Here is a 23,981-nt window from a genome sequence, read left to right on the forward strand (position 1 = left end):
GCGGGCAGGACGAGGATCACCCGGATACGGTCCAGGACGCCTTGCCTGCGCCAGTGGTCGGCGGCCAGGTAGGCGATTTTCTGCGGGGCGCCGCCACATTTGACCGGGCCGGCGGGCTGGGTGAAGACCGCGGTGCCCGAGCGCATACCGCGGATCAACTCCCAGGTGTAGGGAGCGTGCTCGAAGGAGTAGTTGCTGGAGACCCCGCCGTGTCCGACCGCACTGTCCAGGCCGGGGACCTTGCCCCAGTCCAGCTGCAGGCCGGGGGCCATCACCAGGTAGTCGTAACCGATCGTGCGGTCCGCGGCAGTGGTGACGGTCCGCACCTCGGGGTCGACGGCGGTGGCGGCCTCTCGGATCCAGCGCACCTGCCGGGGCATCACGGAGGCTTCGGGGCGGCGGGTGATGCCGAGCGGAGCCCGGCCGCCGCCGACCAGGGTCCACAGCGGCTGATACCAGTGGACGTCGGCCGGTTCGAGCACCGCGATGCCGGTGACACCCGCGCGGCGCAGCCGGGCCGCGGCCGTGATCCCGGCGGTGCCACCTCCGACGATCAGCACCCTGTGGTGGTCGCGGGCGGAACTGGAGGCGGAGGACATGGATGACATGACGAGTGCTCCTCACTGTCTGCGGACTTATACCCCCTGGGGTATATCGGGGATGGTAGGTCGCATCCCGCGCGGGGGCCACTGACGGCACGGACAATTGCCTGACAGGCAAGGAGAGTTGACAGGATCGCCATGAGCCTGTGCGTGGCGTGCTCTCCGCGCTGGTGCGCCGCCAGCCGTGCCCGGCAGGAGTGCCGGGAAGAGGAGCCTCGTTGCGGCAGGCGTGCGTGGCGGGGTTCGGCATAGCTCTGGCGCCGGGCCCGAGCGAGCGGGTATGTCCCCTGTGCCGGGCCGGACCAGCGGCTCGGCCGGGTCACGGAGTATCGAGGAGCATGCACATGAGGGTCCTTATCACCGGCGGCTTCGGCTTTCTGGGACAGCGAGTGGCCGCCGTTCTGCTCAAGCGGCGGACGCTGTGCGGCGCTCCCATCGAGCGTCTTGTGCTCGCCGACCGGTTCGTCCCAGTCGTGTCGACGTTGGTGGACGACCCGCTGGTGGACGTCGTGCGCGGTGACCTGAGCGCGCACCTGGAGGAGATCTTCGTACAGCCGGTCGACGTCATCATCCATCTGGCGTCGGCCGTCTCGGCCGAGTGCGAGGCCGACTTCGACCTCGGCATGAGTGCCAATCTGGACACCACCCGTGCGCTGCTCGATGCCGCCCGCGCCCAGTCCGCCGCCGGCGGACCGACCCCCCGGGTGGTGTTCTCCAGCAGCGTCGCCGTCTACGGCGGCGACCCCTCACTGCCGCTGCCGCCCGTCATCAGCGAGTCGACGCTGCCCATGCCGCAGACCAGTTACGGAACACAGAAGCGCGTCTGCGAGCAGCTGATCGCCGAGTACACCCGCCGGGGCTTCGTCGACGGACGGGTGGCGCGTCTGATGACCGTCTCGGTGCGGGCGGGCAAGCCCAACGCGGCCGCCTCCGGCTTTCTGTCCGGCATCATCCGCGAGCCGCTCGCGGGTCTTCCGGCCGTCTGCCCGGTCGGTCCCGAGCTGCGGGTCGCCCTGGCCTCGCCGCGTCGTACGGTCGAGGGCATCCTCCGTATCACCGAGGTCGAGCGCGGCCCGGGCGGGCTTGAGGGTGGGCTTCCCGTCAATCTGCCGGCGCTCACGGTCACGGTCGCCGACATGCTGGACACGCTGCGCCGGGTGGCCGGTGACGCCGTCGCCGACCTGGTGACGGTCGCGCCCGATCCCGTCGTCGAGGCCATCGTGGGCTCCTGGCCGGCCATCCTCGACAACACGCGTGCCGCGTCGCTCGGCCTCCGGCCCGACGAGAGCTTCGAGTCGGTCGTACGGGCGTACGCCGAGGACCACCCCGACGCCATCACGGCCGAACGGCTTCAGGGCGGTGCGGGTGGGGCTCGTGGGCGCGGGCGCGGCGATGGTGGTGCGGGGCGACAGGCCGACGCCGGGCGAGGCTGGTGAAAAGGGCATCGAATCGGGCCGCGTACTCCCCCGGCCTTCCCGCCGTCGACCCGTGCTGCCGCCGCGTGCGACGAACTACCGGTCCGTGTCCGGGGTGTTGGGGCGGGCGTCGTACGCGGCGCGGGCGTCGTCGATGAGTGCCAGGTGGGTGATGCTCCACTCCAGGAGGGGTGCGGTTGCCTCGCGGAGGGTTCTGCCCATCGGGGTCAGTTCGTAGCTGACGTGCGGCGGCATGACGCTGCGGACGGTCCGTGTGAGGATTCCGTCGCGTTCCAGGTCGCGCAGGGTGACGGTGAGCATGCGCTGGCTGATTCCGTCGACGGCACGCTTGAGCTCGGTGAAACGGCGCGGTCCCTGGCTGAGGTTGCGTACGACCAGCAGGGACCATTTGTCGCCGACGATGTCGAGCACTGCGCGGGTCCGGCACGGGTCCTCCGGCCGTGCCGGCCGCGACTCGCTCTCCGCTGTGCTCATGGTTACCTCCAGAGAACCGGGGCACTGAAATGTGCCTTATTGCTCGCGGCGCCCCACACGTACCACGATGATCTCGGTTCTCAAAGAGTACCGAGGCACGAAAGGGAACCGTCGTGCTCCCGTGCCTCCGCGTCCCGAAGAGGGAGAGCGTTCCCCTTATGTCCACATTCCTGTTGGTGCACGGTGCCTGGCACAGCGGCCGGTGCTGGGAGCGGGTGGTCCCGCTGCTGGAGTCGGCCGGACATCGGGTGTTCGCGCCGTCGCTGACCGGCTACGGCGACAAGGCACACCTGCTCGGTCCCGAGGTGGGACTCGACACGCACGTCGAGGACGTCGTCGGGCTGATACGCGAGGAGGATCTGACCGAGGTGATCCTCGTGGGCCACAGCTACGCGGGACTGGTCGTCTCGTCCGTGGCCAACGAGGTCCCGGAACGGATCGCGCATCTCGTGTACCTGGACGCGATGGTCCCGGAGCACGGCGAGACCGCCGTCGACGTCATGCCCATGACCCAGCACCTGATCGACCTGGCCGCGAAGTCCGACAGCGGCTGGCGTATCCCGCCACTGCCCGAAATGCCCCCGCCCTTCGGCCTGTTCGGGGTCACCGACCCGGCGGACGTCGCATGGCTGCGCGCGATGCTCTCCGACCAGCCGATCCGCTGCCTGAACCAACCGGTCCGGCTGGACGACCCGGCCGTGAACGCGATCCCCCGCACCCACGTCCACTGCGTCGGCGTGGCACCGGAAGGCATCACTCGGCGGCCCGTCCCCGCGACCCAGCCCAATGGTTCACCGGCACAGGTGTGGGAACTGCCCACCGGGCACGACTGCATGGTCACCATGCCGGCAGAGCTGAGCGAACTGCTGCTCAAGCTCGAAGATCTCGATCCGCAGTCGGAGTACTAGGCTGTTGTCAGGGCCCGATACACAGGGAACGAGAAGCAGGGAAAAGGGAAAAGGGATCACGGCGATTGGGGGCGAGCCCATGTCCGGACGGCCCCGGCCGTCGATGGCGGATGTCGCGCGGCACGCCGGTGTCGCGCCGCAGACGGTCTCGCGTGTGTCCAACGGCCACAGCAACGTCGACCCGGCGACCCGGCAGCGGGTCGTGGAGTCGATGCAGGCGCTGGGGTACCGGCCGAACGGGGCCGCGCGTGCGCTCAAGAGCGGGCGGTTCAACACGATCGGTGTCATCACCTTCACGCTCAGAACGTTCGGCAACACGCGCACCCTCGACGCCATCGCCGAGGAAGCCGCCCGCGCCAAGTACGCCGTCACCCTCATCCCCGTCGCGGACCCGACCATGGGCAGGGTTTCCGGCGCGTACGACCGGCTCAGTGAGGCGGCCGTCGACGGAGTCATCCTCATCTTCGAGGCGCATCTCCTGGACGACACGGAGTTCAGCCTTCCGCCCGGGGTTCCGATGGTCGTCGTCGACTCCGACACCGGTCCCGGTTACACCGTGGTGGACACCGATCAGGCCCTGGGCGCCCGGCAGGCCACGGAGCATCTGCTGGAACTGGGTCATCGGCAGGTGTGGCACATCGCCGGGCCCGTGACCTCGTTCTCCGCGGCGCATCGGGTCGAGTCCTGGCGACGCACCCTGAAGGAAGCCGGCGTCGTCCCGCCCTCGGTGCTGTACGGGGACTGGACCACCAGGTCCGGATATCAGCACGGGTTGGAATTGGGACGGAGGCCGGAGGTCACGGCGATCTTCGCCGCGAACGACCACATGGCGCTCGGTGTCATGCGTGCCCTGCACGAGCTCGGCCGTCGGATTCCCGAGGACGTCAGCGTGGTGGGGTTCGACGACATGGAGGAGGCCCATGCCTTCTGGCCGCCGCTGACCACCGTACGGCAGGACTTCGCCGCGGTCGGGCGGCTCAGTCTGCAGAAGTTGCTGGGCAAGATCGGGCGTACCGGGCCCGACGTGGTCGACAAGACCCTGGTTCCGACCCGGCTGGTGGTCCGCGCTAGTACAGCGGCGCCGCCGGCCTCGCCCTGAGGCGAAGCACGGCGGCGCCGGTCAGCTGTGCCTGGGTCAGCTCCTGGTCCACTGCTGGTTGCTGCTGCCGTTGCAGTACCAGACGTCGACCGCCGTGCCGTTGCCGGTGCCCGCTCCGGCCGCGTCCAGGCAGAGTTCCGGGTTGGCGACGCTGGTCACGGAGAGGTCCGCGTTGACGTTCCACTGCTGGGCCGTCGCACCGGTGCAGTCGGAGATGACCACCGGGTCTCCCGCCGTCGCGCCGGTGCCGCCCACCGTCATGCACTTGTTGCCGTAGACGGTGAGTTGTTTGTCCGCGTTCCAGTTCCAGGTCTGGTTGCCGCCGTCGTTGCAGTCCCAGAGGTCGAGCTGGGTGCCGTTGGTCGTGCTGAAGCCGGGTACGTCGACGCAGCGGCCCGAGCCCACTCCGCGCAGGACCTCGCCGGGAGGCGCGGGCGGCAGGTCGTTGACGGGCGGGGTCGTGCCGAAGCCGTAGCCCCAGCGCAGCAGGGCGACTCCGGTTTCACTGTTGTCCACGAGGTTGCCGTCGGCGTCCAGCGACTCGATGGAGTAGGCGTCGCCGAACCTCAGCCCCGGCCAGTACACCAGCCCCATGCCCTTGCTGCGGGCGGTGTTGGCCACGGCCGCGAGGTACGAGGTGTAGATGTTGCCGTTCCAGGCGCCGTAGTTGAGGCCGATGGTCATCGGGGCGCCGGCCTCGTCGATGATGGTCCGGCCCGCGTAGTCGCCGAGGCGGGCTTCGAGGTCGGCGGTCCAGTCCGCCTGCGTGGTGTGGCTGGCCCAGAAGCCGTAGAAGTGCAGCGAGAGCAGGGTGCCCTTCAGTTCGCGGGCCGCGCCGACGCCGGTGACGTTGTCGTTGTAGCCGGTGCCGCTGATCACGACTCGGCCGCGCGGGACGTCCTTGTGCTGGGCGAGCCAGCCGCTGGTGACGGACACCCACTGGTCCAGGGTGTAGCCGTGCGGCTCGTTCATGGGCTCGAAGTAGACCCGTGGGTTGTGCTTGTACTCCCGCACGACGGTGTTCCACATGGTCTTCCAGGCGGCCGTGTCGTCGACCAGGCCGTCCTTGCTGGTGTTGGCCTCCCAGTAGCTCACGATGACCTTGTCGCCGTAGGCCGTGGCCGCGTCGATCGTCGCCCGGTACGACTTCCACCAAGTGGTGCCCACGGTCGACGGGTTGATCGGCAGTCGCAGCGTGTTGGCGCCCAGGTTCTTCTTGAAGCCGCGCACCATGCGGTTCGTGGTGCGGTACACGGTGCGGTAGTCGTCGGTCACCGTCAGCCCGCTGGGCACCACGGCGTCGGAGGCGTAGTTGTCGCGCGGGTCGGCCCAGTTCACCCCGCGGAAGTCACTGGTACCGCCCTTCGCCGCGGGCCGCACCTGCGTGTGCGAGGCGGCCGACTCGGCGAGGGCGGGAGCTGGGGCGGTCAGGAACATGAGTGTCGCGCCGAAACCGGCCATGATCACGCTGGCCAGTCTTCTCGACCTCGTCCGGGTCTTGGTCATGTCGTCTCCAGTGACGGGTATCGCTGCGGGCGGAGTGCGGGTTCGTCGACTGAGCCGAGGCACTGACGAGCCGGGATCCGGACATTGGCGGCCACCCGGACCCACGCAAACCGGCCATGGTTACGTAACCATGGCCGGACACTCGCATGCCGTCGGCACCGCTGACAAGACCCGCGACAGCTCCGGCACGCGACAGACCGCTCAAGATCGGGCGAATCCTTCGCACCCCCGGACGGGGAAGCGAGGACCGTCGTCGGCCCGGCCGTTGGTTCGAGCGTGCCGTCAGGCGAGCGTGACCTCGACGGGCAGCTTCTTGATGCCGTTGACGAAGTTGGAGCGGACGCGCGGCACTTCGCCGGCCAGGCGGATGCCGGCGATGCGCGGGATCAGTTCCTCGAACATGATGCGGATCTCGGTGCGGGCGAGGAGGTTGCCCAGGCACAGATGGGGGCTGCCCTTGCCGAAGGTGACGTGGTCGTTGTGCTGCCGGGCCACGTCGAAGTCGTAGGGGTTGCCGAAGATCTCCTCGTCGCGGTTGCCGGAGGCGTACCACATGACGACCTTGTCGCCCTCCTTGATCCGCTTGCCGCCGAGTTCGACGTCCCGGGTCGCGGTGCGCCGGAAGTGGTAGACCGGGGAGGCCCAGCGCAGGAACTCCTCGACCGCGGTCGGGATCAGGGACGGGTCGTCCTTCAACTTCGCCAGTTGGTCGGGGTGTTGCAGCAGGGCCAGCATGGAGTGGGAGATGGTGTGCCGGGTGGTCTCGTTGCCGGCCACCACCAGGAGCAGGAAGTAGTTGTCGAAGTCCTGCGCGGACAGCGGGATCCCGTCGCGCTGGGTCGAGTTGACCAGCTTGGACACCAGGTCGGTGCCGTCGCCGCCACGCCGCTGCCGGGCCAGCTCGCGGCCGTACTCGAAGACTTCGAGCGAGGCGGGTGAGCGGAAGGGCAGATCGCGGTACTTTTCGCTCTCGGCGCTGTGCAGGAGTACGTCCGCGTAGTCGGGGTCGGTGTTGCCGATGATGCGGTTGCCCCAGTCGATGAGCTGCTGGTTGTCCTCCGGCGGTACGTCGAGGAGGCGGGCCAGCACGTTGATCGGGAAGTCCGCGGAGACATCGGCGACGAAGTCGAACGTGCCCTTCGCGAGGGCCGCGTCCAGGGTCTGTGCCGTCAGCCCGCGCAGGAAGTCGCTGTAGCTGTTGATGACACCGGCGCCGAACTGCCGCTGGATCACGCTGCGCAGCACACGATGCCGGACGCCGTCCATCTCCAGGATGGAGGCCCGCTTCTTGATCTGGTCGTCGTCGACCTCCTCGAGGTTGACGAACCGCGTCGAGTAGGCCGGGTTCCAGCTCGGCGTGCACGTCACCGGCGACCGGGCCATCGACACCGTCGTGGACGCGTTCATCGCCGCCGACGAGGCCGCGCCCCGCCGCGACGCCCGCCACTACGTCATCCACGGCGACTTCATCGGCCCGGACAGCCTGGCCAAACTGGCCGCACACGGCTACGACGTCAACATGAACCCCGGGATCAAGTGGACCATCGCCGACCTCATGGACGAGGTCGTCGGACCCGCACGCTCGGCCTATCAGTGGCCCGTGCGGTCGGCGACGGAGGCCGGCGTCACCGTCTGCTCCAGCTCCGACGCTCCGATCACCGAGCCCGACTGGCGCCAGGGCGTGGCGTCGATGATGCTGCGCGAGTCCAAGGCCAGCGGCCGGCAGAGCGGCCCCGACCAGTGCGTGCCGCTCGCCGACGCCCTGCGTGCCTACACGGCCAACGCGGCCTGGCAGGACTTCGCCGACGACTGGACGGGCACGATCGAACCCGGCAAGGCCGCCGACCTGTGCGTCCTCGACCGCCCGCTGCTCGACCTCGACCCGCACGACCTGGCACGGGTGGAGGTGGACCTCACCGTGTTCGACGGGCGTGTGGTGCACGAGCGGTGAGGTCCTGAGCGGGGGTGTATGTGCGGCCGCCGGGGCTGTGCAGGGGCCCACGCATCCGGCCCGGCGACCCTGCGGCACGCCGCCGCAGGACGTGGTCGGCCGGTGTCGTACCAGGAACCGCGCGAGGGCGCCCTGAACCGCGTCCCCCGGGCTGTCGGCGCCGTCGAGTTCGGGTGCGCGGCGCCGGCCGTGGCGGTGACCGGTGTGGTGGAGCCGGTACAGCCCGAGCTGGTGATCGTCGGCGGCGGATTCGCCGCGGGCGTGCCGGGTTTCGTCGACGTGTTCGAAGCCCGTCCGGTCTGCCTGGCCCGGCCGGGACGACCACTGCCACCGCTCCGCCTCGCGGCCCTCGGCGGCGAGTCCTCGCTCCACCGCGCCGTCCTGGCCGCACGCGACAGGCTCCTCCTGACGCAGGGACACCCGGCGGACCGATCTGAATGAGGTGTACGCCATTCACTGGGCCGCCGACGGGGTGCGCTCAGGCTCGTGGCAAGGGAGTCCGGACGTGGCGGTGGATCGCCGCCGTGAGCATCGTGGCGGGACCCGTCAGGCTGCCGTGGACGAGTTCGGTGCGGTGGACGAGGTGCGGAGTCGAGAGTGGGACACCGGTCGCATCGGGGTCGCCCTCCCGATGGTGTGGCACGGCGGACGCGGGAAGCAGGGCGAGCCCGCCACCGACCGCGACGAGGGCCAGGAGACCGCGGACATCGGTGCCGGTGTAGTGCAGGCTGGAGCGGAACCCGTCGGAGCGTGCGAGGGCCCGCAGCCGGTCCAGCGGTGTGGCGACGTCGGGTGCGTCGATCCAGACGGCGTCGACGAGATCCTCCAGACGGAGCCGACTACGGCCTGCCAGCGGGTGCGTGCCGGGCAGGGTCACGACGACGGATTCCTCGCTCAGGGCGACCGTGGTGAGCGGACCGCTGTCGAGCAGGCGGAGCGGGTCGCTGGCAGCGGTGACCCCGTCGACGAGACCAAGGTCCGCGTCGCCGTTGGCGACGGCCTCGATGACACCATCACGGCCCATGGTGCTCACGACGATCGTCAATCGCGGCATCGAGCGCTGCAGTTCGGTGAGTACGGCCATGGTGTGCCGGACATCGGCGAGCGGCGACACCCCCAGGGTCAGACGGGCCGGCGGTTCGCCCGACAGGCGCTGGACGTCGGTCCGGGCGGCGCCGAGGCGCAGCAGGATCGGCGTGGCGTGCTCCAGCAGTCGCTGCCCGGCCTCGGTCGGGACGACCGGGCGGCGGTGCAGCAGTTGCACCCCGAGGTCCTTCTCCAAGGCGGCGACCTGCTGGGAAACCGCGGACTGGGTGTAGCCGAGGTCGCATGCGGCGGCGGAGAAGGATCCTGCACGGGCTACCGCCACGAAGGTCCGCAGGAGGTTGACGTCCATGACTATAAGTATCTCTGATACTTGGACGATGATCTCTTGTTGTACTAATAACTGCGGGCTGCGCACGATGAGCTCATGCAGAGCAACGACGAGACGCATACGGCGAAGGTGGCACTCGTGGGCGACCGGTCGCCGCACGTCCGGTCCCACACGCGGATACCCCTCCTGCTGGAAACCCTGCGGCAGCGGGACGGAATCGCCCTGGACGCCTACTGGGTACCGACCGAGGAGGCGCACGCCACCAGCCTGGACCGGTTCGACGGCATCTGGCTGTTGCCCGGCAGCCCGTACCGCAGCGAGGCCGGCGCGCTCCAGGCGGTCCGTACCGCCCGGGAGACCGGCATCGCCTACCTCGGAACCTGCGGCGGGTTTCAACACACGCTGCTGGAGTTCGCGCGCAACGTCTGCGGGCTCACCACTGCCGACCACGCCGAGAACACCCCGCACGCGAAGAGCCCGCTGATCGCACCCCTGGCCTGCTCCCTCGTCGGGCACGAGGGCATGGTCGGCATCACCCCGGGCTCGGCGGCCGAACGTGTCCTCGGCGTGGACCGGACCGTGGAGCGCTACCACTGCGGGTACGGGCTCAATCCCCAGTACCTGGATGTTCTGTCCGCTCACGGCATGCGGTTCACCGGCCACGACGGCCCCGACGTACGCATCGCCGAACTGCCAGGGCATCCCTTCTTCCTGAGCACGCTGTTCCAACCCGAACTCGCCATTGACGACGGGCGGCTTCATCCGATCGTGCGCGCCTTCGCCCACGCCGCCGTCGCACACGCGGCGGGCCGGGCCACCGTGCCTGTCTCGACCGGCAGGGGGTAGGGCGATGCGACCAGGAACACTGGCGGCGATCGGCAACACCCCGCTCGTGGAACTGCGGCGTCTCGCGCCCTCGACCGGTGCCCGGGTGCTGGTGAAGCTCGAATACCTCAACCCGACCGGCGCCATGAAGGACCGGCTGGCGTTGACGATGGTCGAGGGTGCCGAACGTGACGGCAGGCTCACGCCGGGGATGACGATCGTCGAGTACACCGGTGGCAGCACCGGCCCGGGGCTCGCGCTGGTCTGCGCGGTCAAGGGGTACCGGCTCAAAATCGTCACGTCGGCCTGCTTCAGCGATGAGCCGCGCCGGCTGATGCGGGCACTCGGCGCCGACGTGGAGGTGCTCGGCGCCGCCATCGCACCCGGTACGGTCACTCCGGCCGACATCGACGCGATGCGCGGCCCGCGCGGCCGACATCGCACAGCAACCGGGCCACTATTTCACCGACCAGTTCAACAACCCGTATGTGGTCGCCGGTCTGCGCGACGGACTCGGCATGGAGATCCTGGACCAGAGCGCGCACATGCCGGTGACAGCGTTCTGTACGGGTATCGGCAGTGCCGCATCCCTGCTCGGTGTGGCGGCGGCGATCCGTCGGCGCGACCCGCGCCCCCGAATAGTCGGCCTGGAGCCGGCCGGATCGCCGGGTATCACCGCCGGCACCCGGGGCGTCTTCGCGATGCAGGGCTGGAGTGGCTTCGCCCCACCGCTGTTCGACAGGGACGCCGTCGACGCGGTCGACATCATCAGCGACGACGACGCGTTCGCGACAACGTCCCGCCTGGCCGAGGAGGAAGGCATCTTCACCGGCGTCTCGGGCGGTGCCAACGTCCATGGGGCGCTGCGCCTCGCGGCCCGACTGCCGCGAGAGGCGGCCGTCGTCACGCTGGCACCCGACTCCGGCTACAAGTACCTGGGGAGCGGCCTGTTCGGATGAGCCATTCGTCAACAGGTGCCGTTTCTCCCGGACGGATGGCTATGGGCCGGCGCGCCCTTGCGGCACCTGTTCGTGATCAGAGGCTTCGACAGCGGCATCGACACCGGCAACACATACGGCGACTGTCCTGTCGTCCGCGAGGCCGCTGCCGCTGCCGAGTAGATGACCGGATCGGTCCGCTTCGGGACCCGATGCGGCCTGTCGCCGCCCCGTCCGTACGGCCGAAGCTTGGGGCATGACCCGAGCACTGATCGTCATCGATGTCCAGGAGTCCTTCCGCGCCGATCCGCTGTGGGAGACCATCTCCGACCCGAAGATCGCCGACAAGGTGAACCGACTGGTCCGGCATGCCAGGCGGGCCGGGGACCTGGTGGTGTGGGTACTGCACTCCGAGCCCGGGAGCGGCGGTGCCTTCGACCCGGCCCTCGGTCATGTCCGGCTGCTGGAGGAGTTGGAGCGGCGGGAGGACGGCGAGCCGTTGATCCAGAAGACCTCGCACAACTCCTTCACCACCACCAACCTGCAGCAACTCCTCACCGAGCACGGGGTCCGCGAGCTCGCCGTCTGCGGCATCCGCACCGAGCAGTGCGTGGAGACCACCGCCCGCGTCGCGAGCGACCTCGGCTACCAGGTCACCTTCGTCGTCGACGCGACCGCCACCAACCCGATCCCGCACCGCGACGCCCCCGCCGACCAGAGCGTCGCCGAACTGCTCGCCGACCCCCGTACGCTGCCTACCGACGAGATCATCCGGCGCACCGAGTACGCTCTCGCCGGACGCTTCGCCACCATCGCGACGGTCGACGAGGTGGAGGCAGCGGCAGACCTTCAGGCATGATGACCGAATCGTGAGCCACGTCGTCTTCTTCCTGGTGCCCGGAGTCCATCTGCTGGACCTGGCCGGCCCCGCGCAGGTCTTCTCCACCGCGGCCGACTTCGGGCACCCCTACACCCTGACCTATGTCGCCGAGCGGCCAGAGGTCCTCACCGCTCAGGGCCTGCCCCTGGTGGCCCGGCTCGACTGGCCCGAGCTGGGGCCCGAGGACCTGATCGTGGTCCCGGGCTGGCGGGCCGGCACCCTTGCCGACTCGCCCGCCATCACCGACGCCTCCCTGACGGTCCTGCGGGACCACCACGCCAGGGGCGGATCGGTGGCGAGCGTCTGCGCCGGGGCGGAGGCGCTCGGGCGGGCCGGCCTGCTCAAGGGCCGCCGCTGCACCACCCACCACGACGTGCAGGACGAGCTGGCCCTGCGGCATCCCGGGACGGTCGTCGTACGCGACGTCCTGTTCACCACCGACGACCGGGTGATCACCTCGGCCGGTATCGCCAGCGGCATCGACCTGGCCCTGCACCTCGTCGCCGGCCGGCACGGCCCCGCCGTCGCCGCCCAGGTCGCCCGGGACATGGTCGTCTACGCCCGCCGCAACGGCCACGAGCCGCAGTCCAGCGCGATGTTCCGGCACCGGTCCCACCTCGACGACACCGTGCACCGCGCCCAGGACCTCATCGACACCCGCTTCGACCAGCCGCTGCCGCTGCCCGGCCTCGCCACGGCCGTCGGCGTCAGCGCACGCACCCTCACCCGTCTCTTCACCCGCGCCACCGGCCTCACCCCGCTGCGCTACCAGCAGACCCTGCGCCTGGAACGCGCCGAGCACCTCATCAGCCACGGCTCGACGGTCGACGCCGCCGCCCGCTCGGTCGGCTTCGAGGACGCCCGGATGCTGCGCCGGTTGCGCACACGGGCGGCGTGACACCCACGTGCGCAACCGTCCCGGCCGAACCGGTCCGTCACCCGAAGGCCGGTGCACGTCCCCTGTCGGTCGGCGCGACCGCCTCACGGGCGGTGTGCAGACAGTGGTCGAACATCCGGTACCGGGCCGCCCGCACCTGCTGGGGCGGGTCGATGCTCGCGGTCAGCTCGGTGGCGTGGGCGCGCAGCAGGTCGTGGGAGGCGTAGCGCGCGGGCCTCCGGCGTGGGCAGTATGTGGAGGTGGAAGGGGTGGGCGCCGTCCACGGCGACCGGTCCGGCGAGCCGGTTGCGGCTGGTGACGATGACGAGAGCACCGTCGAAGTCCCCGACCTGCTCCTCGTCGGCGACGCCGACCCGCGCGCCGACCAAGAGGCACTGGAACGTACGGCCAAGTCCCTTCCCAGGGCCTGTCTTTCGGTGGTCCACGCGGCCCACCACGACTTGCTCAACGACCTCCAGCACCGTTCGGTGGCCGCCGCCGAGGTCGTCACCTTCCTCGAAACGCTCCGCAACGAACTGCGGCCGCTGATCACCGTACGGACGAGCGCCTGGTGAGCGCCCGCCGCACGAACTGTCCGCTCCCCGTCGTCTCTCTCTTCTCTCTTCGGCACACCTGAACCCCGATCACGGAAGCCCCTCCCCCACGTCCCGCACCTCACGGCTGCTGCGCCACCTGGACGACCGGCTCCGTCTCCAGGGCCACGACGTGACCCCGCTGGGCGTACGCACCCTGCCCGCCCAGGCCCTGCTCGGCGCGAACTTCAGACATCCGGCGATCGTCGCCGCCACCGACCTCTTCGCGCGGGCGGACGGGGTGGTGATCGGCACTCCCGTGTACAAGGCCGCCTACTCGGGCCTGCTGAAGTCGCTTCTCGACCTGCTCCCGCAGTACGCGCTGACCGGCAAGACAGTGCTGGGCGTCGCACATCATGCGCGGCTGGTTCACGCTGGACAAGGACATCACCACCGACGACCACGGCACGCCGACCGTCGCGCCCGCTGCCGCCGAGGCGCTGGAGCAGGTCACGGACCACTTCTCCGCCGCGCTGGGCGGGCGGACCGGTGCGCTGCGCCGGACGGCATGAGTCGGTTACGTCCGCTCTCGGAGCCGACCGGCACGAGGACACCAGGTCAGGAGGGTCGGCGGACCTCGGTGCCGGGCGAAGTAAGGGCGAACCAGGTCCGCGTCTCGTCCGCGGTCAGGACGCGGGTCAGCTCGGCCGTGCCTGGCAGATGCGGGAAGAACCGGTCGGCGTTCCAACTGCGCTGGTATGTCGGCTCGTCGAGCACGAGCAGGCGGCGTCCGTCCACCACGGGGATGTCGTCGGGCAGCCCCTCGTTCCAGATCCGCTCGCCGTCGGGGGCGAGGAGTTCGAAGGTTCCGGTCGCGATGGTCTGGGTGCGTCCCTGTGCGGGCTCGGGGTCCGTGGCCAGGCGGACGCTCTCCGCCGAGGGCGTGGTGCCGGGTACGTGGCCGCCGCCGACGAGGACATGGGCGAGCAGCGTGTGCAGCTGGAAGTTGTCCCCGATGCCGCCGATGCGTACCTCGAACCCGGTTCCGGTGGGCCTGTGCAGCACGATGAGGGGCTCGTCGTCGAGAACCGCCAGCGCGTGGGCCAGGCATTTGAGGTCGTGGTGCTCCAGGGCCGCCAGGTCGCGGCAGGCGGGGAGGATCGCGGACGCGTGCTGTCGGCGCACCTCGATGCTGCGGCACAGTACGGCCAGCGCGGGCGGCTGCCACTCCTCGACCGAGCACCAGGCCAGCGCCAGTCGCGTGGCCTCGTACTTGTCGTCGCCGAGACGGGCCAGCAGTGCGTCGTCGATGATCTTCTCGTCCGGCTCCGGCAGTTCGTCCTCGGCCGCGCCGGTGGCGGTCCAGCGCCGGGCGAACTCCAGGGCGTCGAGCAGGTCCTGGTGGACGCCGGCGAGGATCGGCTCGGCGCAGGCGGCCGGATCGGCCCCGCGCTCGACGCAGAAGCCGGCCGCCATCGCCAGCATCGGCCGCGGGCCGGTGGGCGGGAAGGCGGGAAGCAGCGCCGCCAACCGGGGCCCTGCCCATACGCGTTCAGCATCCGACGCCGACTGCACTGCGCTCATCATGGCGGTGAAGGCAGGCCCGGTGCGGTCGCCGTCGCGAGCGGCGACCGCGTTCTCCAGCTCGGACACGATGGCGGCGAGGCCCGAAGCCTCCCGCTTCCTCTTGAAGATCACCGGCACACCCTAGGCCCAGGGTCTGTCCGGAGGACCCCGGGGGTGGGCGGTGTAGCGTCTGGGAGTTGGTGATCAAGCCGTTCGGGGAGGGGCTGGGCGCGTGCGGGGGATCTGGGAAGAGACGCCGCGTGGGCTGCGTGGTGGGTGTGTGGCGCTGTGGGTCACCGGTGTGCTGCTGCTCGGCTTGGGTTGGTGGGGAGATCACGAGGGGTTCTGGGCGGACAAGGCGTTCGTCACCAACGTCTTCTCGTCCGTGACGGCTGCGGCGTTCGGTGTCCCGCTGGCCCTGGTGGTCCTCAACCGGGTTGCCATGGGGCAGGCCGAGGCGATGGAAGCACGTGCCGGGCGACGTCTGGCCATGCGGGTGGCCAGTGATTTCGCCGCGTCCGTGCCCCGCCTGGTCCCCGGGCCCGCGGCTCGCCTCGATGACGCGGCGGCCGGGCTGCTCGCGATGGAACGGACCGCTCAGACAGCTCTCAAGGACTGGGAGGCGAACCGGGACGACGGCGTTCTGGCTGAGCTCCGGCAGCAGCTCGCGGACGGGACGCTGGAGCATGCCCTGGAGGAGTTCCGTACCGCGGTGCGTCCGGGCCGCCAGACCGTCCCGGCGGTGGCGGAAGTGGCGGCGCACTGGTCGTTCCTCAACACGACCGTGCGCAGCAGACTGCTGGAGACCGGCGGGGTCTGGTTGAGTGCGCATCAGGCCGCCCAGATCGACGCGTACGTGTCCCGGCTGACGGCCGACCCCTATCTGGACGGCTGGCTGCGCGACCTGGACATCGCACTGCGGCGGTTCACGGGTGGCGCGGACATCTCCGGGGCACTGCAGGAGCTGTGGCGTCAGCTGGAGATGGGGTCGGAGGTGGCCGAGGCCGTGATCGGGCTCGGCGCTCTGAGCCGGGAGGCTTGTGCCGTCCTTGCACCGGCGGGTGCCCGTACTGCCGTATGAATCGGGCGAGTTCGCCTCGGTGGCCCTGTTCTCTTTGGTGCCGGCGAGGTCTCCGGCTCCGGCTCGGTGAAGCTGAACTCAGGGCTCGCACGAGGGGAGTTCTTGCGCGGTCAGCAGCCCTCGAACAGTGCCGAGGGCGTTCTTCGGCGCATCGGTGAGCTGATCGACGATGACGCTGCATCCCAGCCAGGTGGACCCGCACTCCTCGACCATGCTCCTGACGGCCGCTGCCTGGCTTCCGGTCTCGATCCAGTCGTCAACCAGCACAACGCGGTCTCCCGGCCCCAGCGAGGATCGCTGGAGGCGCAGAGTATGACGAAGGCGTCGGTAGTCGGGAGATGACTGGCGCACGATTTTCTCGCCCGGGAAGAGGCCCTCGCCCTTCCGGACGGGAACGAAACCGACGCCGAGCTCGACAGCCGCGGCACCGCCCAGGAGGAATCCCCGCGACTCGATCCCGCAGACCGCGGTGACCTGCTCGTCCCGGAACGGTTCAACGAGACCGGCGACCACCGCGGCCAGGGCCTTGGCATCCCGAAAGACCGCCCACACATCCGCGTGACCGCCGATCCACCGGAAGTGGTCAAGCGCCAGGTCACGTGCGGTCGGAGGCATGAGCGGAAGTCTTCCGATCGCCGGACAACGCGGCAAACCATTAACGACCACCTGGGCACCTTGGCCAAGCCCCGAACCGTTCAGATCCTTGCTCGGGTTGTCGGCAGCAGGAAGCTGCGGCGTTCGTCGTCGGTGAGTCGGCGGAAGACCCGGGACCGGGCGCGTCTGAGGAGGCCGTCCATGTCGGTCGCGGGCTCCCAGATTCTTCCACTGCGGTCGCGGGAGACGGTGGCCAGGTGGGAGCCGTCCGGATGCCACGCCAGACCGTTGGCCTGGTCGTCGTGGACCCCGATGACCGTGAGCTCTCGGCCGTCGTCCGGGTTCCAGAGCCGTACGGTGCGGTCCCAGGACACGCTGGCCAGATGCCGCCCGTCGGGTGACCAGGCGACGCCTTGGACGCGTTCCTGGTGCCCGGTCATGGTGACGAGCCGGGCACCGCTGAAGGGGTCCCAGAGGCGAACCGTGCGATCCCGGGAGCCGGTGGCGAGCCGACGGCCGTCAGGTGACCAGGCGACGCGCCATGCGTAGTCCGTGTGCCCCTGCAGGGTCGTGACGGCTGTTCCCCGGCGGGTGTCCCAGACGCAGAGCGCCTTGTCGGTCGACGAGGTGGCGAGGTAGCGGCTGTCGGGAGACCATGCGGCCCCGCCTATCCAGTACTTGTCCCCGCGGAGCATCCTGAGTTCGGTGCCGTCCGAGGCATCCCAGATACGGGGGTGCTGTCGCGCGATGCCGTGGCGATCCGGGTGCCGTCTGGGGACCAGGAGACCGTCGTGAGTTCGTCGTCGTGGCCGCTGAGCACGGCGAGCTGCGTCCCGCCGCGTACGTCCCAGATTCGGGCAGTGGCGCCGCTGAAGGCGGTGACCAGTCGCTCGCCGTCCGGGGACCACGCCAGGTCGGACACGGCACCTTCGTGTCTCAGCGTGGCCACCGCGGAGTTCTGTGCGACGTCCCAGATCACGGCCGTGCCGTCCTGGGACGCGGTGGCGAGGCGGGTGCCGTCGGGCGACCAGGAGACGTTGTGGACCGAGTCGTCGTGACCGAGCAGGGTGCCGGTCCGGCTGCCGCGCGGAGTGGCGTCCCACATGGCCACCGTCCGGTCGCGGGAGACCGTGGCGATGCGGTGGCCGTGCCAGGCGATGCCGTTGACGCTGTCGGTGTGGCCGGTCAGCAGTGATTCCTCACCGCTGTCCGCGTCCCAGACACGGACGGTGCGGTCATCGTCTCCAACGGCGATGTGGCGACCGTCCGGGGACCACGTCACGCAGGTCAGCGGTGTCAGCGAGGTGAGCTTCCGGGACTGCGGTTCGTCCCCTTCCTCCTCTGCTTCGGCGATGTTCCAGACCACGGCCGTACGGTCCTCCGACACCGACGCGAGACGGCGGCCGTCGGGGGACCAGGCGACGGCCGAGACGCTGGCCCGGTGGCCGGTCAGCTCGGTGGTACGCCCACCGGGTGACAGGGACCAGACGCGCACCGTGCCGTCGTCCGACCCGCTGGCAAGTTGCCGTCGGCCGGGTGACCAGGCCAGGGCCCACACAGGCAGCTCGTGACCGGTCAGCACGGTCAGTTCGGCGTACGTCTCCGCGTCCCAGATCCGTACGGTTCGGTCACTGCTCGCCGTGGCGAGCCGGTCGCCGTCCGGTGACCACGCGAGAGCCCCGACGCCGTCGTCATGACCGGTGAGTACGCCGAGTTCGGCCCGGGTCTCGGCGTCCCAGACGGTGACGGTACGGTCCCGCGAGCCACCGGCCAGCCGCTTCCCGTCAGGTGACCAGGCCACGGCGTACACCCTGTCGCCGTGGTGAGGGGTGAGGACGACGGGGTCCGCGGCACCGTCGGCCTCCCAGATCCGGACCGTCCCGTCGTCCGACGCGGTCGCCAGTCGCGCCCCGTCGGGAGACCAGGCCACGGCATTGACGTCCTGTTCGTGGCCCCGGAAGACCGCACGCCGCCGGGAGGCGCCGAGAGCGGTGTGCAGTGCCTGTTGCGCCGCCGAGGTGGGCGCGCACTCCTCGATGGCGGCGAACGCCGCAAGGATCGCCAACTCCGGGTCGCGTTCGGCGCTTTCCAGAGCCCGGTGGGCGACCGCGTCGGCGACACGTTCCATGGCGACTCTGTCCTGGCTGACGGAACGCTCCAGAAAAGCAGCGACGAGCGGGACGCCGGTGAGGGCTTCAGCCGCCTCGTCCGCCCATTCGCGTGCGACGCCCAGCCGTTCGCCGCTCAGCAGATAGGCGTCCTGCCGGCCCGAGCGTTCCCAGTCCTGGGCCCACCTTTCCAGCTCCGTACGGCGCCGCAGCCTGTCCGTACTGGCCGCGACGGCTTGACGCAGCGGAGCCCACTGCCGGAAGAGCGCCTCATGGGCGACGTCCAGCACGGCATCGTCGCTGGTGAGCAGGCGTCCGGTGACGAACGCATCGGTCACGGTGCGCTCTTCGGGCGTGAGGTGCTCGCGCCGCACGCGGCGGCGGGTCGGTTCGCCGTGCTCCAGGGTCACGAATTTCAGCAGTGTGGAGAGCACTGGCGTGTCCGCGTCGGCCGTACGCAGGTCGGCGGTGATCCGGTCCGCGTGGTCGGACAGTGCCCCGGCGACCCCGCCCAGGCGACGGTAGTCGTCCTCCGTCACCGTCCCACCGGAGCCGACCCGCAGGAAGAGTTCCCGAAGGGTGTACGCCAGCAGCGGTAGCGCGTCCCCGCCTCCGGTGTCGTCCACCATCCGGGCCACGACCCCGGGAGCGAAGCTCAGGCCCGCCTGTTCCGCGGGTTTTTCGATCACCTCGAACAGCTCTGTTCGGCCGAGCACGCCGACCAGCGTCGGCCGGTGAGTCAGCGCTGCATATCCGGTCCCCAGAAAGTCGGTCAGAAAGTCTGATCGCAAGGTGGCCACAACCCACAGCTGCGGATCCGCCGCAAGCGACTCGTCGATCAGCGACAGGAGCGCGCCCCGGTCCTGGGCTCCGGTCAACGTGAGGAGTTCCTCGAACTGGTCGACGACCAGGAGCACCGGCGCGGCACGTCCGCCCCGCTCCGTACGCAGCCGGTCCAGGCACCGCCGTACGCCCACGGGCCCTTGGGCGAGTTCCGCCCGGACCTGCTCGACGGTCGCATCGGGCAGCACCGCGGCAAGACTTGACGCGAAGCTCCCCAGCGGGTCGGCGCCGGGTGCGAACGGTGGAGCGATCACCCAGAGGCCGCGCCGCCGTCCCAGGGCGGGCAGCAGCCCTGCCCGAACCAGCGAGGACTTGCCGCTCCCGGAGGGACCGATCACCGCGACGAACCGGTGCGCACGGGCCGGAGCGGACGGATTGAGCCTGCCGACGAGATCCCTGATCTCCCGGTCACGGCCGAAGAACACGCCGGCATCGTTCTCGGTGAACGCCTCCAGCCCGGGGTACGGCGGCTGGGAGGAGTTCCACGTCCGCGTGATCGCGACAGGCCGCTCCAGGAAGTGCAGCCAGACCTGTCCCGCGACGAGAAGCAAGAGCACGACCGCGACCAATGGCACCGACCATTCCCGCAACAGGCGCAGTGGCCACGGGACATGATCCGTCCGACTGGTGGCGTAGTTGGCCGCCATGCCCAACAACGCCCCGAGCAGCATGAGCAGGACGTCCAGGACAAGTTTTACCGGACGACCGTCCACGCATCCCCCACCAGAATCCGAGTCAGTCAGCACTCCACGCGCTCCGGCCAACCCTATGCACGACTGTTCGACTCGACCGTCTCTGCCCGGCAGCAGGACACCAACACCAGCGCTCTCGCCAACCAGGTGTATTGACCCGCAGGGTTGTTCACACGGCTGATGGGTGGTTGGCCGCCGAGTGCGGTGTGGCAACGATGGTGGTTGTGAGTGCGCAGGACGTCTGCCAGAGCTGCGGTGCGTTCGTCGTTGCTGGTGTAGGGCCGCGGAAGGTCGGCCGGCGCTGCTACGGGGGACTGCGTCAGGTCGAGCGACCGGGAACCGTCCGCCTCGGTGAAGAGGCCGACCGGTTGGAAGCCGTTCTTCTCGTAGTAGCGGATGGCGCGAGGGTTGTCGGCGCGGACGCCGCCCCACAGGATGATCCTCGTCCTGCCAATTGTGAGCGGCACGACGTACTCGGGTTTCGAGGGGACAGCCTGTGACGGACGACGGATGCGTCTTTTGTGCAATAGCGAGAGGTCAGGTGGAAGCCAGCATCGTCCACGAAGACGAATCGGTGATCGCTTTTATGGATCTCCAGCCCGTCACCCCAGGCCACTTGCTGGTCGTCCCCAAGGCACACGCGGTGGGACTGGAGGATCTCCAGGAGGACGCGGGCGTCCAGGTCTGGAGAGTCGCGCATCAGCTCGGACGCGCACTGCGCCGATCAGGTTTGCGATGTGAGGGCGTCAACTTGTTCCTTGCGGACGGGGAAGCAGCCTTCCAGGAGGTCTTCCACGTTCACCTGCATGTCTTTCCCCGCTTCGCAGGTGACCCGTTTCGTATTGATGCTGACTGGCGCGTCCAGGAACGAGACCAACTCGACGAGACGGCCGCTGCCGTCCGTGGCGGCCTCGCCGCCCTCGACGCCGGGCAGCACTGAAGACCATCGCTCTCCGGGCCGGCCACGGTCTTCGGCCCGAGGGCAAGGAAGTTCATCGAGTGGCCCCCACGGACGCCAATTCCCGGGGCCGCTGAACGACGTCACAGCCTCCTCGTGAGCGCCGACAGAGCCACTCGATGAATTGACCGTGGCTGCACCCGCGTTGGCGTGCCGGTCCGGGAGCCTGGGCTCAGCTCGCGGTCGAGTCCTTGGTCAGCGCGTCCATGAAGAGGTCGACGAGCGGGCGGGCTTGCTCTTTGGTGCCGTGCTGCACGGAATAGGCGATGCCACCCATGAGGAGCAGGACGTTGTCGGGGGCGACGTCCGTTCGCAGGCTTCCGTCTCGGGCGCCGGCCGCGAGGAGGGTGGCGACGGCGTCGGTCAGGAGCGCACGGCTGTCGGAGTACGGATCGACGCCGGAGGCGATGACCGCGTTGAGGGCTTCGGACATCCCGCTCTTCGCCGTGGCGTAGTGGATGAAGTGTTCCATCCACATCCGGGTGGCCTCGACGGCCGGGTGCTGGGCGAGGAGGTCCTCCACCTTCTCGCACACCTGGGTGAGTTGGCGCCGGTAGGCGGCGTCGATGAGGACTTCCCGAGTCGGGAAGTGCCGGTAGAGCGTGCCGACACCGACGCCCGCCTGCTTGGCGATGGCGGCAGGCGCGGTGTCCAGCCCCTGCTCGGCGAAGGCCTGCGCGGCGACCTCCAGCAGGCGCTCCCGGTTCTGCAGCGCGTCACTTCTGGTGCGGCGGGGCGTGGCGGGCATGCGGGTTCCTTCGGTGCCGGTCTCCAGTTGCTTTCCGGAATCCGTTCCGCTTAACTCTTAAACGGAACGAGTTCCGGTATCACTCTACTTCAGGAGACTCCCATGCCCGCCCCCTCCGACAAGGCCTCACGGCACTGGTTCGTCACCGGAGCCTCCGGTGGACTGGGCCGCCATCTCACCGAGTACGCCCTCCGGAACGGCGACCGCGTCACGGCGACGGTCCGCCGCCCCGCAGCCCTGGAAGACCTGCGTGAGACGTACGGCGACCGGCTGACTGTCGAGATCCTCGACCTCACGCGGCCGACCGACGTGGACGAGGTGGTCGGCAGGACGCTCCGGTCCGGGCCGGTGGACATCGTGGTCAACAATGCCGGATACGCGGTCGTGGGCGCCGCCGAAGAAATGACCGTCGAGCAGATTCGCGACCAGATCGAGGTTCTCCTGCTCGCGCCGATGGTGATCACCCGTGCCTTCCTGCAGCCGATGCGCGAGCAGGGCGGTGGCCGAATCATCCAGATCTCCAGCGTGGGCGGCCAGGTCGGCATCCCCACTCACAGCTCCTATCACGCGGGTAAGTGGGGGCTGGAGGGCTTCACCGAGAGCGTCAGCCGCGAGGTCTCCGACTTCGACATCCACCTCACTCTGGTCGAGCCCGGCGCCACCCGCACCGGCTTCGCTTCGGCCCTGCAATACACCACCGAGACGACCGTCTACCGCGACAACGCCGTCGGCCAGACCCGGCGCTACCTGGAAACCGCAGACGAGAACGTCTTCACCGGTGACCCGGCCAAGCTCGCCGCCGCCATCTACGACACCACCCGCCACCCGAGCCCGCCCCTGCGCCTGCCTCTCGGCTCCGACACCTACAGCGCAATCCACGCGACACTCACCGAACGTCTCACCGCGCTCGAAACCCAGAAGGACCTCGCTGATTCTGTCGCCTTCACCCACTGATTCGCCCCACCGGCACGACACGTCAGGAATCTCGCCGCCCTTACGCCTCCCTTCAACACCCGGATGTGGGAGCCGTCGACGGCTCCACGGGAGAAATCGAGGGCGTTCGCGCTGCGGAGGTCGGCGAGGAGGAACCCCGTGCGGCCGGGGCCGTACACCTGCCTCGGTCCACTCGGCCAGGCGGCGCCAGCAGGTCGTTCCACGGCTCGATCACCGCCCACAGCTCGTCTTCGACTTCCCATGGCTTCGGCCGCGCCACCGCACTCCCCCCAGGTCGTCATTCCCGGAGTGCTCCCGTTCGACCGGCCAACCCCGCTGATCGGTACGCGGATGCTGTCCGAGTCCAAGCCAAGAAGGTTGCGGACAGCTCCTGTTCCCAGGCATTGGTGACTTGTTGCGCCGGCACGCGCGGGTTTCCTGGCGAGGGCCTACCACCAAGAGGTGCAGCTGGCGCCGTCGATCTCTCCGGGGCTGGACAGGACCGCGCAGACCTGGAAGGCCCGGCTCGCCGAGCTGCCGGTCGGGTAGGCCGGAGTCGTGATCCTTGCGCCGGCCGACTTCACCTCGAACGGGCCGCACAGGAACGGGCCGCACAGGATCGACGTCGCTTTGTTGTCGTTGGTGACATACATCCAGACGCTGGCCCTGACACCGGGTCCCCAATCGCCGGCTCCTCCGGTGCTCAAGACGCCCCATCCCATCTGTCTGCCGCCGACGTTGCCGGCCTGCATCGCCCACGAGGGGGATGTCGGTGAAACCGTTGGCGCCTCCCGTGCAGTCGGACGCCGCCGCCTGAGCCGCACCGGAAGAACCGGCCAGGAGCCCTGCCCCGAGTACGAACGCGGCCGTTCCCACGCTGAAGATCCGGCGGATACCGTGCATGTCCTCTCCCTGGTCGAAGAGCTGACGGCTCCCGCAGATCGGCCCTTTGCCGTCATGCCCGCCTGCCGGAACCTTCGTCATGTCCTCACGACGGTGTTGGACGACTCTCCGTATGAGTACGAAGACGGGGGCCGGCGACACTCGCGGTGGA

The 23,981-nt window shown here is 69.6% G+C and carries 21 protein-coding genes and 7 pseudogenes; 15 read left to right on the top strand and 13 right to left on the bottom strand.

All coding sequences use genetic code 11. The features are described 5' to 3' along the window. The coding region (locus ACWCRB_RS30545) for an FAD-dependent oxidoreductase (protein ID WP_450999115.1) at positions 1–608 on the bottom strand (608 nt) is incomplete at its 3' end. A 338-nt stretch (positions 609–946) separates the two neighbouring features. On the opposite strand from ACWCRB_RS30545, the gene denD reads away from it, so the two are divergent. Next, positions 947–2,038: a D-erythronate dehydrogenase gene (gene denD, locus ACWCRB_RS30550; RefSeq protein WP_450999116.1), complete on the top strand. Its 1,092-nt coding sequence runs from the start codon at positions 947–949 to the stop codon at positions 2,036–2,038. 75 nt (positions 2,039–2,113) lie between these two features. On the opposite strand, the gene ACWCRB_RS30555 is transcribed toward denD, so the two are convergent. After that, a complete protein-coding gene (locus ACWCRB_RS30555) occupies positions 2,114–2,512 on the bottom strand; it encodes a winged helix-turn-helix transcriptional regulator (RefSeq protein WP_450999117.1) in 399 nt (132 codons plus the stop codon). Between the two features lie 158 nt (positions 2,513–2,670). Here ACWCRB_RS30555 and ACWCRB_RS30560 point away from each other — a divergent pair, with 158 nt between their 5' ends. Both ACWCRB_RS30560 and ACWCRB_RS30565 read left to right on the top strand, forming a co-directional pair. Then, entirely contained in the window at positions 2,671–3,420 is a 750-nt protein-coding gene (locus ACWCRB_RS30560; RefSeq protein WP_450999118.1) for an alpha/beta fold hydrolase, read from the top strand. A gap of 79 nt (positions 3,421–3,499) precedes the next feature. Further along, on the top strand, positions 3,500–4,519 hold the full coding sequence (locus ACWCRB_RS30565; RefSeq protein ID WP_450999119.1) for a LacI family DNA-binding transcriptional regulator: 1,020 nt from the start codon (positions 3,500–3,502) through the stop codon (positions 4,517–4,519). Positions 4,520–4,555: 36 nt separating this feature from the next. On the opposite strand, the gene ACWCRB_RS30570 is transcribed toward ACWCRB_RS30565, so the two are convergent. Both ACWCRB_RS30570 and ACWCRB_RS30575 read right to left on the bottom strand, forming a co-directional pair. Continuing rightward, positions 4,556–6,025 (bottom strand): ricin-type beta-trefoil lectin domain protein, encoded by a 1,470-nt coding sequence (locus tag ACWCRB_RS30570; RefSeq protein ID WP_450999120.1) that lies wholly within the window; start codon positions 6,023–6,025, stop codon positions 4,556–4,558. A 282-nt stretch (positions 6,026–6,307) separates the two neighbouring features. Next, positions 6,308–7,408 (bottom strand): cytochrome P450, encoded by a 1,101-nt coding sequence (locus ACWCRB_RS30575; protein ID WP_450999121.1) that lies wholly within the window; start codon positions 7,406–7,408, stop codon positions 6,308–6,310. Here ACWCRB_RS30575 and ACWCRB_RS30580 point away from each other — a divergent pair. Together ACWCRB_RS30580 and ACWCRB_RS30585 are read left to right on the top strand one after the other, a co-directional pair. Beyond that, positions 7,365–7,976 (top strand): annotated as a pseudogene (locus ACWCRB_RS30580) (amidohydrolase family protein); the annotation flags it as partial. The gene ACWCRB_RS30575 and the pseudogene ACWCRB_RS30580 sit on opposite strands and share 44 nt — an antisense overlap. An 18-nt stretch (positions 7,977–7,994) precedes the next feature. Further along, entirely contained in the window at positions 7,995–8,417 is a 423-nt protein-coding gene (locus ACWCRB_RS30585; protein ID WP_450999122.1) for a hypothetical protein, read from the top strand. 37 nt (positions 8,418–8,454) lie between these two features. Here ACWCRB_RS30585 and ACWCRB_RS30590 read toward each other — a convergent pair whose 3' ends face one another. After that, entirely contained in the window at positions 8,455–9,372 is a 918-nt protein-coding gene (locus ACWCRB_RS30590; RefSeq protein ID WP_450999123.1) for a LysR family transcriptional regulator, read from the bottom strand. A gap of 75 nt (positions 9,373–9,447) precedes the next feature. Between ACWCRB_RS30590 and ACWCRB_RS30595 the strand changes: the two genes are divergently transcribed. From ACWCRB_RS30595 to ACWCRB_RS30625, 7 genes and pseudogenes are all read left to right on the top strand, one after another. Beyond that, on the top strand, positions 9,448–10,197 hold the full coding sequence (locus tag ACWCRB_RS30595; protein ID WP_450999124.1) for a CTP synthase C-terminal region-related (seleno)protein: 750 nt from the start codon (positions 9,448–9,450) through the stop codon (positions 10,195–10,197). Between the two features lie 4 nt (positions 10,198–10,201). Further along, a pseudogene (locus ACWCRB_RS30600) lies at positions 10,202–10,534 on the top strand (pyridoxal-phosphate dependent enzyme); the annotation flags it as partial. Between the two features lie 55 nt (positions 10,535–10,589). After that, positions 10,590–11,135, top strand: a pseudogene (locus ACWCRB_RS30605) (pyridoxal-phosphate dependent enzyme); the annotation flags it as partial. A 235-nt stretch (positions 11,136–11,370) separates the two neighbouring features. Beyond that, positions 11,371–11,973 carry an isochorismatase family protein gene (locus ACWCRB_RS30610; RefSeq protein ID WP_450999125.1) on the top strand — a complete coding sequence of 201 codons (603 nt, stop codon included), beginning with the start codon at positions 11,371–11,373 and terminating at the stop codon, positions 11,971–11,973. Between the two features lie 10 nt (positions 11,974–11,983). Further along, complete coding sequence (locus ACWCRB_RS30615) at positions 11,984–12,892, top strand: GlxA family transcriptional regulator (protein WP_450999126.1); 909 nt, start codon at positions 11,984–11,986, stop codon at positions 12,890–12,892. Between the two features lie 308 nt (positions 12,893–13,200). Next, a pseudogene (locus tag ACWCRB_RS30620) lies at positions 13,201–13,446 on the top strand (alpha/beta hydrolase); the annotation flags it as partial. Between the two features lie 58 nt (positions 13,447–13,504). Next, positions 13,505–13,976 (top strand): annotated as a pseudogene (locus tag ACWCRB_RS30625) (NAD(P)H-dependent oxidoreductase). Positions 13,977–14,022: 46 nt separating this feature from the next. On the opposite strand, the gene ACWCRB_RS30630 reads toward ACWCRB_RS30625, so the two are convergent. Then, the gene (locus ACWCRB_RS30630; RefSeq protein WP_450999127.1) at positions 14,023–15,102 is read right to left on the bottom strand and encodes a hypothetical protein; all 1,080 of its coding nucleotides are present in this window, start codon (positions 15,100–15,102) and stop codon (positions 14,023–14,025) included. A gap of 100 nt (positions 15,103–15,202) precedes the next feature. Between ACWCRB_RS30630 and ACWCRB_RS30635 the strand changes: the two genes are divergently transcribed. Further along, positions 15,203–16,051, top strand: a complete 849-nt coding sequence (locus tag ACWCRB_RS30635) for a hypothetical protein (protein WP_450999128.1) — start codon at positions 15,203–15,205, stop codon at positions 16,049–16,051. Between the two features lie 78 nt (positions 16,052–16,129). On the opposite strand, the gene ACWCRB_RS30640 is transcribed toward ACWCRB_RS30635, so the two are convergent. From ACWCRB_RS30640 to ACWCRB_RS30655, 4 genes and pseudogenes are all read right to left on the bottom strand, one after another. After that, complete coding sequence (locus ACWCRB_RS30640; RefSeq protein ID WP_450999129.1) at positions 16,130–16,666, bottom strand: phosphoribosyltransferase family protein; 537 nt, start codon at positions 16,664–16,666, stop codon at positions 16,130–16,132. Positions 16,667–16,746: 80 nt separating this feature from the next. Next, positions 16,747–17,340 (bottom strand): WD40 repeat domain-containing protein, encoded by a 594-nt coding sequence (locus ACWCRB_RS30645; protein WP_450999130.1) that lies wholly within the window; start codon positions 17,338–17,340, stop codon positions 16,747–16,749. Further along, positions 17,313–20,309 (bottom strand): nSTAND1 domain-containing NTPase, encoded by a 2,997-nt coding sequence (locus ACWCRB_RS30650; protein ID WP_450999131.1) that lies wholly within the window; start codon positions 20,307–20,309, stop codon positions 17,313–17,315. Before ACWCRB_RS30650 ends, ACWCRB_RS30645 begins: the two co-directional genes overlap by 28 nt. Before the next feature lie 128 nt (positions 20,310–20,437). Next, positions 20,438–20,572 (bottom strand): annotated as a pseudogene (locus ACWCRB_RS30655) (IS481 family transposase); the annotation flags it as partial. A 212-nt stretch (positions 20,573–20,784) separates the two neighbouring features. Here ACWCRB_RS30655 and ACWCRB_RS30660 point away from each other — a divergent pair. Continuing rightward, positions 20,785–21,228: an HIT family protein gene (locus tag ACWCRB_RS30660; RefSeq protein WP_450999132.1), complete on the top strand. Its 444-nt coding sequence runs from the start codon at positions 20,785–20,787 to the stop codon at positions 21,226–21,228. A 190-nt stretch (positions 21,229–21,418) separates the two neighbouring features. Here the strand turns inward: ACWCRB_RS30660 and ACWCRB_RS30665 are convergent, their stop codons facing one another. After that, positions 21,419–21,994: a TetR/AcrR family transcriptional regulator gene (locus tag ACWCRB_RS30665; RefSeq protein WP_450999133.1), complete on the bottom strand. Its 576-nt coding sequence runs from the start codon at positions 21,992–21,994 to the stop codon at positions 21,419–21,421. A 102-nt stretch (positions 21,995–22,096) separates the two neighbouring features. Between ACWCRB_RS30665 and ACWCRB_RS30670 the strand changes: the two genes are divergently transcribed. After that, positions 22,097–22,948 carry an SDR family oxidoreductase gene (locus tag ACWCRB_RS30670; protein ID WP_450999134.1) on the top strand — a complete coding sequence of 284 codons (852 nt, stop codon included), beginning with the start codon at positions 22,097–22,099 and terminating at the stop codon, positions 22,946–22,948. 44 nt (positions 22,949–22,992) lie between these two features. On the opposite strand, the pseudogene ACWCRB_RS30675 reads toward ACWCRB_RS30670, so the two are convergent. Both ACWCRB_RS30675 and ACWCRB_RS30680 read right to left on the bottom strand, forming a co-directional pair. After that, positions 22,993–23,207, bottom strand: a pseudogene (locus tag ACWCRB_RS30675) (hypothetical protein); the annotation flags it as partial. Between the two features lie 169 nt (positions 23,208–23,376). After that, positions 23,377–23,580 (bottom strand): hypothetical protein, encoded by a 204-nt coding sequence (locus tag ACWCRB_RS30680; protein ID WP_450999135.1) that lies wholly within the window; start codon positions 23,578–23,580, stop codon positions 23,377–23,379. Positions 23,581–23,981 lie beyond the last annotated feature (401 nt).

The sequence above is a fragment of the Streptomyces sp. NPDC002156 genome (genome assembly GCF_053593675.1).

Coding starts and splice junctions, on each gene's coding strand:
- denD (WP_450999116.1), top strand. CDS start 947: ATGAGGGTCCTTATCACCGGCGGCTTCGGCTTTCTGGGACAGCGAGTG.
- ACWCRB_RS30555 (WP_450999117.1), bottom strand. CDS start 2,512: ATGAGCACAGCGGAGAGCGAGTCGCGGCCGGCACGGCCGGAGGACCCG.
- ACWCRB_RS30560 (WP_450999118.1), top strand. CDS start 2,671: ATGTCCACATTCCTGTTGGTGCACGGTGCCTGGCACAGCGGCCGGTGC.
- ACWCRB_RS30565 (WP_450999119.1), top strand. CDS start 3,500: ATGTCCGGACGGCCCCGGCCGTCGATGGCGGATGTCGCGCGGCACGCC.
- ACWCRB_RS30570 (WP_450999120.1), bottom strand. CDS start 6,025: ATGACCAAGACCCGGACGAGGTCGAGAAGACTGGCCAGCGTGATCATG.
- ACWCRB_RS30575 (WP_450999121.1), bottom strand. CDS start 7,408: ATGGCCCGGTCGCCGGTGACGTGCACGCCGAGCTGGAACCCGGCCTAC.
- ACWCRB_RS30585 (WP_450999122.1), top strand. CDS start 7,995: ATGTGCGGCCGCCGGGGCTGTGCAGGGGCCCACGCATCCGGCCCGGCG.
- ACWCRB_RS30590 (WP_450999123.1), bottom strand. CDS start 9,372: ATGGACGTCAACCTCCTGCGGACCTTCGTGGCGGTAGCCCGTGCAGGA.
- ACWCRB_RS30595 (WP_450999124.1), top strand. CDS start 9,448: ATGCAGAGCAACGACGAGACGCATACGGCGAAGGTGGCACTCGTGGGC.
- ACWCRB_RS30610 (WP_450999125.1), top strand. CDS start 11,371: ATGACCCGAGCACTGATCGTCATCGATGTCCAGGAGTCCTTCCGCGCC.
- ACWCRB_RS30640 (WP_450999129.1), bottom strand. CDS start 16,666: ATGCCTCCGACCGCACGTGACCTGGCGCTTGACCACTTCCGGTGGATC.
- ACWCRB_RS30645 (WP_450999130.1), bottom strand. CDS start 17,340: ATGCTCCGCGGGGACAAGTACTGGATAGGCGGGGCCGCATGGTCTCCC.
- ACWCRB_RS30665 (WP_450999133.1), bottom strand. CDS start 21,994: ATGCCCGCCACGCCCCGCCGCACCAGAAGTGACGCGCTGCAGAACCGG.
- ACWCRB_RS30670 (WP_450999134.1), top strand. CDS start 22,097: ATGCCCGCCCCCTCCGACAAGGCCTCACGGCACTGGTTCGTCACCGGA.
- ACWCRB_RS30680 (WP_450999135.1), bottom strand. CDS start 23,580: ATGTATGTCACCAACGACAACAAAGCGACGTCGATCCTGTGCGGCCCG.